The organism is Bradyrhizobium sp. B120, from assembly GCF_049075665.1.
Lineage (GTDB): Bacteria > Pseudomonadota > Alphaproteobacteria > Rhizobiales > Xanthobacteraceae > Bradyrhizobium.
In genome coordinates, this window is the sequence record NZ_CP185242.1 from 7,743,273 (window position 1) to 7,752,168 (window position 8,896).

Sequence of the window (8,896 nt, forward strand, 5' to 3'; positions counted from 1 at the left end):
TAAACCGCGCGATTTGTGATCTGGTTCACATTGGGCGTCTTGCGCCCGTGCTTCCTATGAGAAGGGGCATTTCGAGGTCGCGATGATTTACAGCGGTTTTGAGATCAAATCTTTCGAGGTGGGGAAGGGGCAATGGCACGCCAGGATTCAACGGGTCGATCAAAGGCCGGTCGTCATCGATGGCATGCCGTTTCCGATGCTCGACATCGGCTTTGCGTGGTCCGATCCGGATGCGGCGATCGACGACGCGAAGCGGACTATCGACCGGTTCCCACAACGGTATGGCATGACAATGCCATCGGCGTGACCGGCAACGTCGTGGTCGCCGTCGTCCCGCAATGCGAGCCGGATCCGGTCTGGCCGGCGCAGGTCAGAACCAGTTGCCCGGAATGCGCCGCCCGGCTTTCGCTGCTGCGCGTCATTCCCGGCCGCGCCGCCGAATACTGGACCATGCGCTGTGACGGCTGCGGCGGGATCCATCTCGACATCGTCGACCTGCCGCGGGCCTGACGCACCGGGTTGCTGGATATCGCTTTGCCGAGCGTCCCGGTCCAAGCCAGCCGTCCGACCGTGATGTTAGCGAGCGGGTGCGGCATTCGGCTGACCAACCGAACCAGTCGATTCCGGCTCGCGGGGCGGAGCAGCGATCACCTTCGGAGCCCCGGACGTCTCGGTCGGCGCAGCGGGCGGCCGTCGTACAAGCCGCGACGGAATGCGCACCGATGCGCTGTAGATGCGATTTCCCTCATTCACCTTCACGAGTATCGCTTCTCCAGCGGCCTGCGCGACAGCCTTGGTCAACACGTCGGTACAATCCGACTGCTTGAGAAGATTGTTGCAAGACCGCCAGATCAACCGCGAAACCAGCACAAAGTGCGGTGCGTAGGCCTCGATCCCCATCCCGACGTAGTTCATGTGAAACACGAAGTTGCGCCAGGTGCGCAGATCACCGTTGCCGTAGTTCAGGATGTAGGACGCGTACGCCTTGGTCTGACAGTCCAGAGCGAAGCTTGGTGCGGGCGTTCCATCCTCGAGCAGGACGATGTCCTTCAGCAACGGCTTGGGATCCGCGCAAGATCGCGTCAGCGTGTCGACGATGACCCACATGTTCATTTCAAGGGAGTCGCGATAGAGCGGCAGCAGCGTGAGCACCGGTCCCAGGCTTGAAAAGCTGAGGTTCAGGAGATCGTCGACGATCGTCGTCGCTTGATTGACCGCCCTCGCCCCGAAGATGGCTGCCTTCGCCGATGCAGACAGGACCGGCACTTCACCAACCAGCTTGTCGCGGATGGACGCGAGTTGCACACTGGTTTTCTCGTTGAAGAGCGAGCTCAGCGCCAGGCGGTACAGCGCGTAGTCAAGCCGCGCCATCTTCTCGTCAAAGAACTGGCAAATGGCGGGAGCGACAAAATTGACCGCTTCAAACGTGCCGATTGGGCTGTTGGCGTTGTTGACCTGGGTCGCGATCTTGATCCAGGCAGAAGGAGCGCCGGCGGCGTCCTGATAGAGGCAATCGTAGGCTTCAAACGCCACGGCGAGCGCGGACTTCAAATTGCCCTCGATCGCCGCCACATCGGCCTCGTTGTGACCGCCTTGTCTGGCCGCCGCCAGGAGAACGCCGATCAGCAGATATGACCGGAACAGGCGGTGACTCTTGGTGTGGGCTGCGAAGAGGACGTAGTCCTCCATTTCTGCGACGGTCCCGCCCCTGCGATCAATTTCAGCGCAGCCGATCAGCATCGATATCGCGACGGCAACCGCGACAAGGCGGCTTGCGGCCTTCAAAAACATCTTGGCCCCCGGAAAAGCGTCATGAAAAAAATCAAACCAGCGCGCGGATCACGTCATGCGCCGGCTTGATTCGCGAGAGGGTTGCGGAGGAATGCCGCAACTACCTCCGGATTTTCCACAACCTTCGGTTCCGTCAATCGCGCTCCCGCCGCTGCGTTTCAGGCACGGGTCGTCCCCTCCGGGCCTGCCGCCCGGCCTGCTGACACCCTGCTGTCAGCAGCCTCGCCTGTGCGCCAATCCGGCCGTCGATTGCCCTTTTCTCGCTGCCGGACTCGTCCCATATTCCGGCCATGGCGAAGACATCAGGCACTCCGAAAAAGCCCGGCAAATCCCCGAAATCCAAAGCACACCGGCCCGAGGTCCAACCGATCGGACCGGCGCTGGCTGAGCTGCTCAATCCCGCGATCAATCGCGGCGATGCCGGCATGGGTTCGGGCACCGGCCTGCAGCCGCCGCCGGACAATTCCTGGGACCGTCGCGCCGGCGGCGAGGCTGCGGCGCATCGCGCGCGGGCGTCGACGCGCGAGACCAGCGAGGACGTCGCCAGGCGCGACGCGTCCGGCCTCGAGGAAGCCCCGCAGGCCAATTACGGCACCTCGGCCACTATTCCGACGCTCGATCCGGAACTGGCGCGGCAGCTCGGCCTGCCGACCGCCGAGGACGACGACGAAGCGCTCGCCCGTCCGCCGCGCAGCAAGATGGAGGCGCTCGGCGTCAAGGCGACCGCCGACGCGCTGGAAAACCTGATCCGCGACGGCCGTCCCGAGTTCCGCAAGGATGACGGTTCGATGCGGGTGTGGACCCCGCACCGGCCACCGCGCCCGGAGAAATCCGAAGGCGGCGTGCGGTTCGAGATCAAGTCGTCCTACGAGCCCAAGGGCGACCAGCCGACCGCGATCGCCGAACTGGTCGAGGGCATCGGGCGCAACGACCGCACCCAGGTGCTGCTCGGCGTCACCGGCTCGGGCAAGACCTACACCATGGCCAAGGTGATCGAGGCGACCCAGCGCCCGGCGCTGATCCTGGCGCCGAACAAGACGCTGGCCGCGCAGCTCTATGGCGAGTTCAAGAGCTTCTTCCCCGACAACGCGGTCGAGTATTTCGTCAGCTATTACGACTACTACCAGCCGGAAGCCTACGTGCCGCGCACCGACACCTACATCGAGAAAGATTCCTCGATCAACGAGCAGATCGACCGCATGCGCCACTCGGCGACGCGTGCGCTGCTCGAGCGCGACGACGTCATCATCGTTGCTTCGGTGTCCTGCATCTACGGTATCGGCTCGGTCGAGACCTACACCGCGATGACCTTCGCGCTGAAGAAGGGCGAGCGCATCGACCAGCGGCAGCTGATCGCCGACCTGGTCGCGCTGCAATACAAGCGCACCCAGGCCGACTTCACCCGCGGCACCTTCCGGGTCCGCGGCGACGTCATCGACATCTTCCCGGCGCACTACGAGGACCGCGCCTGGCGGGTGAACCTGTTCGGCGACACCATCGAGACCATCGAGGAGTTCGATCCGCTCACCGGCCACAAGCAGGACGAGCTCGAATTCATCAAGATGTACGCCAATTCGCACTATGTGACGCCGCGCCCGACGCTGGTGCAGGCGATCAAGTCGATCAAATCAGAATTGAAGATGCGGCTCGACCAGCTCAACGACCAGGGCCGGCTGCTGGAGGCGCAGCGGCTGGAGCAGCGCACCACCTTCGATCTCGAGATGATGGAGGCGACCGGAAGCTGCGCCGGCATCGAGAACTATTCGCGCTACCTCACCGGGCGCCGCCCCGGCGAGCCGCCGCCGACGCTGTTCGAATACGTCCCCGACAACGCGCTGGTGTTCGCCGACGAAAGCCACGTCACCGTGCCGCAGATCGGCGGCATGTTCCGCGGCGACTTCCGCCGCAAGGCGACCTTGGCCGAATACGGCTTCCGGCTGCCCTCCTGCATGGACAACCGCCCGCTGCGCTTCGAGGAATGGGACATGATGCGGCCGCAGACGGTCGCGGTGTCGGCGACGCCGAGCGGCTGGGAGATCAACGAAAGCGGCGGCGTATTCGTCGAGCAGGTGATCCGCCCGACCGGGCTGATTGATCCTCCTGTCAACATTCGCCCCGCCCGCACCCAGGTCGACGATCTCGTCGGCGAAGTCCGCGCGACCGCGCAGGCCGGCTATCGCTCGCTGATCACGGTGCTGACCAAGCGCATGGCGGAGGACCTCACCGAATATCTGCATGAGCAGGGCATCCGCGTCCGCTACATGCACTCCGACATCGACACCATCGAGCGCATCGAGATCATCCGGGATCTCAGGCTCGGTGCATTCGACGCGCTGGTCGGCATCAATTTGCTGCGCGAGGGCCTCGATATTCCCGAATGCGCGCTGGTCGCGATCCTCGACGCCGACAAGGAAGGCTTTCTGCGCAGCGAAACGTCCTTGATCCAGACCATCGGCCGCGCCGCGCGCAACGTCGACGGCAAGGTGATCCTCTATGCCGATCAGATGACCGGCTCGATGGAGCGCGCCATCGCCGAGACCAACCGCCGCCGCGAGAAGCAGGTTGAGTATAATACTGAACATGGCATCACGCCGGAGAGCGTGAAGAAGTCGATCGGCGACATCCTCAACTCCGTCTACGAGCGCGACCATGTGCTGGTCGAGATCGGCGACGGCGGCATGGCCGACGACGTGATCTCGATCGGGCATAATTTCGAGGCCGTCCTGAGCGACCTCGAAACGCGGATGCGCGAGGCCGCCGCCGACCTGAACTTCGAGGAAGCCGCGCGGCTGCGCGACGAGGTCAAACGGCTGCGCGCCACCGAGATGGCCGTGGTCGACGATCCCACCGCCAAGCAGCGCAACGTGCAGAAGCAGGCCGGCGCCTATGCCGGCACCCGGAAATACGGCGATGCCGCCAACCTGCCGGTCGCCGCGCTCAAGAACAAGATCGCACAGACCTCGCTCAAGGCGAGCCGCGGCGGCAAGTCCGGATCGCGGGTGCACAAGCCCGACCTCGACGAGATGCACGGCCCGGAATCGCTGCCCTTCCGCCCGAGCGGCGCACTGCCGGCGAAGCCGTTCGGCACGACGAGCCGCATCATCCAGCCGAACGACTCGCGACAATCAGGGCCGGAGTTCGGGCCAGCGCCGCGGAGCAGCGGTGGTGCGCCGGGCAAGCGCGGCGGGTGGAAGAAGCGCTGAGGAGGACCGCCCCTATAGATCCCGAGCATGCCACGGTGCAACGCTCACAAATTCGGGGGTATCGGTGACGACTAGTACATCTGCCTGCTCGAGCGTTCGCAAAGTTGCGGCCCAAATTTTTCCTAGGTCGTTCAACTCAATGCCAAGCAGTATTTCCGAACGCTCCATAGACCACCCCCCTGAACCTATCGCTTTTGAACCATCCTCGAAAACGATCACGTCTTCTGGCGCATAGGACTCGTCGTAGTCATCACCCCAGCTGTCATCCACTTCGTCTTGCTCTGAATGGGGGCCAATATCGAAGAAGCGGAGGTAGGGGAATGCCCGTTCGATTCCTCCCATCATAAACTGCCAGTGAGACCTGAAAACTTCCCAATTGTCGTCAGGCGTCCTATCAACTGCATGTCCGAAGGAATGGCGCGAACTGCAGGAGGTCCTTCGTCAATTCAAACTTCTCAAGTCCGAAGTCCGCATCGCGGGCGGCAACCGTTCACTCATCAGTCGTAGGATCGATGAGCCGCTCTACGCGAAAGGTTGGGTCGAGAAGGAGTTCAAGACCTCGATCATCGTCGACGAGAACAAGATTGATAGTCCGACTCACGCGGTGGACTGCTTCAAGGGTGGTGTTGCCGTCGAGATGGAATGGAACAATAAGCGCGACCGTTTTAGCCGCACAACCTTTGCTTTCGACCACACTTCTTTACCGACTTATTTGAACGGCAACTGTTTTGGGGGAGCTCTATGGCTAGGAAGGCACGGAAACGGAGACCTGTTTCCAAACGAAAGACAACCATTACCATTCAGGGACGACCAACCAAGCGAGCGGAGCGAATGACCGACGGCCGATACAGGCTCGTTGCCGTCAAAGGTGCGCGTGTCTTTGTCGGAACTCTTGTCGACACGATCAACAAGGGTAAGGTCCGTTTGGCGATTTTCAGCGTGCCGAAGGGTTGACCGATCCACAGGCAGTCTAGCGGTTCCTGAGCAACACCGTTTGGATGATGGAACCGTTCATAGCCGCAACGAGCGGCTAATCCCAAAAGGGAATGGCTCCCGTTCGTAACCATCGCGCTACGCGATCACGCGACGTCAAACGCCGGGTGGAAGCTCACATCCCCTTTCGGCGCCCCGCCCTTCAGCACCAGCCGCTGAAAGTACCGGCTCGGCTTGCCGCCATAGGTCAGCCAGCGATCATCGAGGAAGCAGAAGCGACGGTAGTACGCGGGATCGCCGAGCACGACACAGCCATCGGCACCGAGTGCCGCAAGCCGGACAAGGCCCTCACAGATAAGCACGCTGCCGACGCCCTGGCTTTGCAGGTCGGGCGTGACCGAGACCGGGCCGAGGCCGTACCAGCGGCCTGCTGCGCCGTCGATTTGCACCGGCGAGAAGGCGATGTGGCCGACGATGGGGCCGTCGTCCGATGTCGCCACCAGCGAGATGGCCAGCGCGCCGGCCTGGCGCAGCGCCTCGACGATGCGGGCTTCGGTGCCGCTGCTGTGCGGCGCGCTCGCGAATGCCGCCGCCGTGATGCGGCTGATCGCGGCGGCGTCTTCATCGCGTTCGTCCCTAATCTGCATGTGCGCAGATAAGGCTGATCGGCGGCGCAGCGCAAGCTCAGCCCACGCTGACCACCGCGACCGCCAGCAGCGACATCATGACCGTCGTGGTCATGAGTTGCAGCGAGACGCCGGGCTGGCTTCGCCATTGCGCGATCTTCTCGGAGAACGTCAGACTCGAATCGAAGAACATCGGCGCGTGGATGTGCACGAAGCGTTGCGGGAATTTGGCGGCAAGCCACGGCGTGATCGCGGCATAGACCAGCGAAGCGAGCACGACGTAGATCGCGGCGCCATAGCGCTCGCCGACGATTTCCGGGGCGCCGAACATCTTCAGCACCAGCACGGCGGCGGCGAAGGTCGGCAGGCCCTGCAGGATGGCGGTGAGCGCAAAGCCTTCGAGCCGGTTCTGCGCGGAAGATTTCGGTGCAGCGATGGCGTTCATGGCGGCGATCCCTTCTCGATCGGGTGATCCGATGCCGCCACGCTAGCCAGGCGCCCTCGCCTGCGGCGTGATGCAGGTCACGGCGGAAACGGGACTTCCACCCGCGTCGTCCCGGCGAAGGCCGGGACCCATTACCCCAACTGCCTATTGTTGTGCGACGCTGTGGCTCCACCCCCCTTCAACAACACAACCCTGTGGTTATGGGTCCCTGCTTTCGCAGGGACGACATCTGAGGGTGTGGCGCCCTCGCCGCCCCTACCCCGACCGCTTGTTGCTGGTGTTCTGGATCAGATTGCCGTGCGCGGCCTGCTCGCGGATGTTGTGCTTCTCGTCGTCGCGATGGCCCTTGGTGGTGTCGAGGGGAACGTCGGGGGCGCTGCCGGGGCCCTTGTGGCTCTGGTTGTCGTCGGGAACGGGCTGGATGGTCTTGTTCAGTGGTTTCGTCATCATCGTCTCCGTTACGCGAGGAGACAACGCCGCCCCAGCGGGCGGCGTTCCGAAAATGAGGCTTCAGAACTGGTCGGGCCTTACAGCTTCTCCTGCTGCGAGGGCTGCGCCTGTTGCTGTTGGCGCTGACGTTCCTGCTCCTTGGCGTGATGGCGGCCGTAAAGGCATCCGGCGGCCGCGCCGAGCATGCCGTGATGGCCGGCATAATGACCGGCGACGCCGCCGACGACCGCGCCCTTGATGCAGCCCTTGGCGTCGGCGGGCGAGGTGGCGGCAATCGCACTGACCGCAATGGCGGACGCGAGAAGAAAAGATTTCATGATACGGCTCCAATGGAATTCTCAAGACAGTAACGGCCAAGCCGCCCCGCCGGTTCCCGCCGCTTCGCCGCAGAAATTCGCTGCGCGCCTGTCACGATCATGCTCTAAATGCCGCCGCATTGCGGACAGCGTCTTGAAGATCATGCGGACATCACACATTGCTCTCCTCTCGGCCTTCATCCCGGCCCTTCTCGCGCCGGCACTCGGCGCCGCGATGCTGATCATGCCGAGCCCGGCCCGTGCAGAGGACAACGACCGCGCGCTGCTCTCGACATTCTGCGCCAGCGCCAACATCAAGGGATCGACCTGCACGCGGGCGAAATCCTATCCCGACGGCCGTGCCTGCGACGTCAAGCTGACGAAGGAGCGCTACGCCGGCCGCTTCCTCGCCGCCGGCAATGCGCTGCTCGCTGTCAACTATGAAAGCGAATGCGAGCCGCACGCGACCGATTTCGGCGGCGTCGCCCTGTTCGAGCAGAACGGCACGGCCACTCGCTTCATCCGCTTCCTGCCCGGCGCGCAAGGCCACGATTGCGTCGTCCTGCCAAGGGACGAGCAGCAGGATGTGCTGGTCTGCACGGTCGGCCACATGGGCCAGGGCATTCTCGAAAGCGCGGTGGCGCGGATGGAATTTTTTAGAAAATCCGGCAAGCGGATCGAGATCGCGCCCGACTTCCTGCTCAGGGCCGAGGATGCGGTCAGCGCCTACGGCTCCAATGTCGTGACGTGCAACGAGGGTCCGAAATATTTCGGCCTCTCCAACCTCGCCGCGGGCCCGCGCCGCAACACGGTCGCGGTCGACGTCGACTATGCCGACGACGAGACCATCCGCACCGCCTGCGGCGAAGGCTTTCCCAAGCCGAAGGAGCTTTACTACGACTTGCTGCCCGGCGAGGCCTTCGTGCCGCCGGGCTCCGAGAAGACGAAGCGGTTCACGATCGATCTCGTGACCGGCAAGGCCGCGCCAACGGAGTAAAGACCACGCCAATGAACTGGAGGCCGCCGTGCACATGTTGTGCCGCAATACACGCTCCGGTTGCCGAACCTAATCGCGTCTCGCGCGTCAAAAACATATGTTTGAGAGTGGAACGCTTCGGTTCACAATGCGGGCCAGGGCCAGTCAAAGGCGAG

At 63.3% G+C, this 8,896-nt stretch carries 11 protein-coding genes; 5 read left to right on the forward strand and 6 right to left on the reverse strand.

What is annotated here, in order from left to right; translation table 11 throughout:
• Positions 1 to 82: 82 nt before the first annotated feature.
• Both ACOIX3_RS36085 and ACOIX3_RS36090 read left to right on the forward strand, forming a co-directional pair.
• Positions 83 to 307: a hypothetical protein gene (locus tag ACOIX3_RS36085; RefSeq protein WP_097673115.1), complete on the forward strand. Its 225-nt coding sequence runs from the start codon at positions 83 to 85 to the stop codon at positions 305 to 307.
• Complete coding sequence (locus ACOIX3_RS36090) at positions 304 to 510, forward strand: hypothetical protein (RefSeq protein ID WP_420831769.1); 207 nt, start codon at positions 304 to 306, stop codon at positions 508 to 510. The genes ACOIX3_RS36085 and ACOIX3_RS36090 overlap by 4 nt, the downstream gene beginning before the upstream one ends.
• Before the next feature lie 66 nt (positions 511 to 576).
• Here the strand turns inward: ACOIX3_RS36090 and ACOIX3_RS36095 are convergent, their stop codons facing one another.
• Complete coding sequence (locus ACOIX3_RS36095; RefSeq protein WP_420966782.1) at positions 577 to 1,791, reverse strand: hypothetical protein; 1,215 nt, start codon at positions 1,789 to 1,791, stop codon at positions 577 to 579.
• Between the two features lie 290 nt (positions 1,792 to 2,081).
• On the opposite strand from ACOIX3_RS36095, the gene uvrB reads away from it, so the two are divergent.
• Positions 2,082 to 4,994 carry an excinuclease ABC subunit UvrB gene (gene uvrB / locus ACOIX3_RS36100; RefSeq protein ID WP_420966783.1) on the forward strand — a complete coding sequence of 971 codons (2,913 nt, stop codon included), beginning with the start codon at positions 2,082 to 2,084 and terminating at the stop codon, positions 4,992 to 4,994.
• Positions 4,995 to 5,006: 12 nt separating this feature from the next.
• Here uvrB and ACOIX3_RS36105 read toward each other — a convergent pair whose 3' ends face one another.
• On the reverse strand, positions 5,007 to 5,336 hold the full coding sequence (locus ACOIX3_RS36105) for a hypothetical protein (RefSeq protein ID WP_420966784.1): 330 nt from the start codon (positions 5,334 to 5,336) through the stop codon (positions 5,007 to 5,009).
• Between the two features lie 34 nt (positions 5,337 to 5,370).
• On the opposite strand from ACOIX3_RS36105, the gene ACOIX3_RS36110 reads away from it, so the two are divergent.
• Positions 5,371 to 5,829: a BglII/BstYI family type II restriction endonuclease gene (locus tag ACOIX3_RS36110; RefSeq protein WP_420966785.1), complete on the forward strand. Its 459-nt coding sequence runs from the start codon at positions 5,371 to 5,373 to the stop codon at positions 5,827 to 5,829.
• Positions 5,830 to 6,073: 244 nt separating this feature from the next.
• Here ACOIX3_RS36110 and ACOIX3_RS36115 read toward each other — a convergent pair whose 3' ends face one another.
• From ACOIX3_RS36115 to ACOIX3_RS36130, 4 genes are all read right to left on the reverse strand, one after another.
• A complete protein-coding gene (locus tag ACOIX3_RS36115; RefSeq protein WP_420966786.1) occupies positions 6,074 to 6,574 on the reverse strand; it encodes a GNAT family N-acetyltransferase in 501 nt (166 codons plus the stop codon).
• Positions 6,575 to 6,611: 37 nt separating this feature from the next.
• On the reverse strand, positions 6,612 to 6,998 hold the full coding sequence (locus ACOIX3_RS36120) for a hypothetical protein (RefSeq protein WP_420966787.1): 387 nt from the start codon (positions 6,996 to 6,998) through the stop codon (positions 6,612 to 6,614).
• Between the two features lie 255 nt (positions 6,999 to 7,253).
• Complete coding sequence (locus ACOIX3_RS36125; protein ID WP_420966788.1) at positions 7,254 to 7,445, reverse strand: hypothetical protein; 192 nt, start codon at positions 7,443 to 7,445, stop codon at positions 7,254 to 7,256.
• 80 nt (positions 7,446 to 7,525) lie between these two features.
• Positions 7,526 to 7,765 carry a hypothetical protein gene (locus ACOIX3_RS36130; protein WP_420966789.1) on the reverse strand — a complete coding sequence of 80 codons (240 nt, stop codon included), beginning with the start codon at positions 7,763 to 7,765 and terminating at the stop codon, positions 7,526 to 7,528.
• 142 nt (positions 7,766 to 7,907) lie between these two features.
• Between ACOIX3_RS36130 and ACOIX3_RS36135 the strand changes: the two genes are divergently transcribed.
• Entirely contained in the window at positions 7,908 to 8,741 is an 834-nt protein-coding gene (locus ACOIX3_RS36135; RefSeq protein ID WP_420966790.1) for a hypothetical protein, read from the forward strand.
• The last annotated feature ends 155 nt before the right edge of the window (positions 8,742 to 8,896 follow it).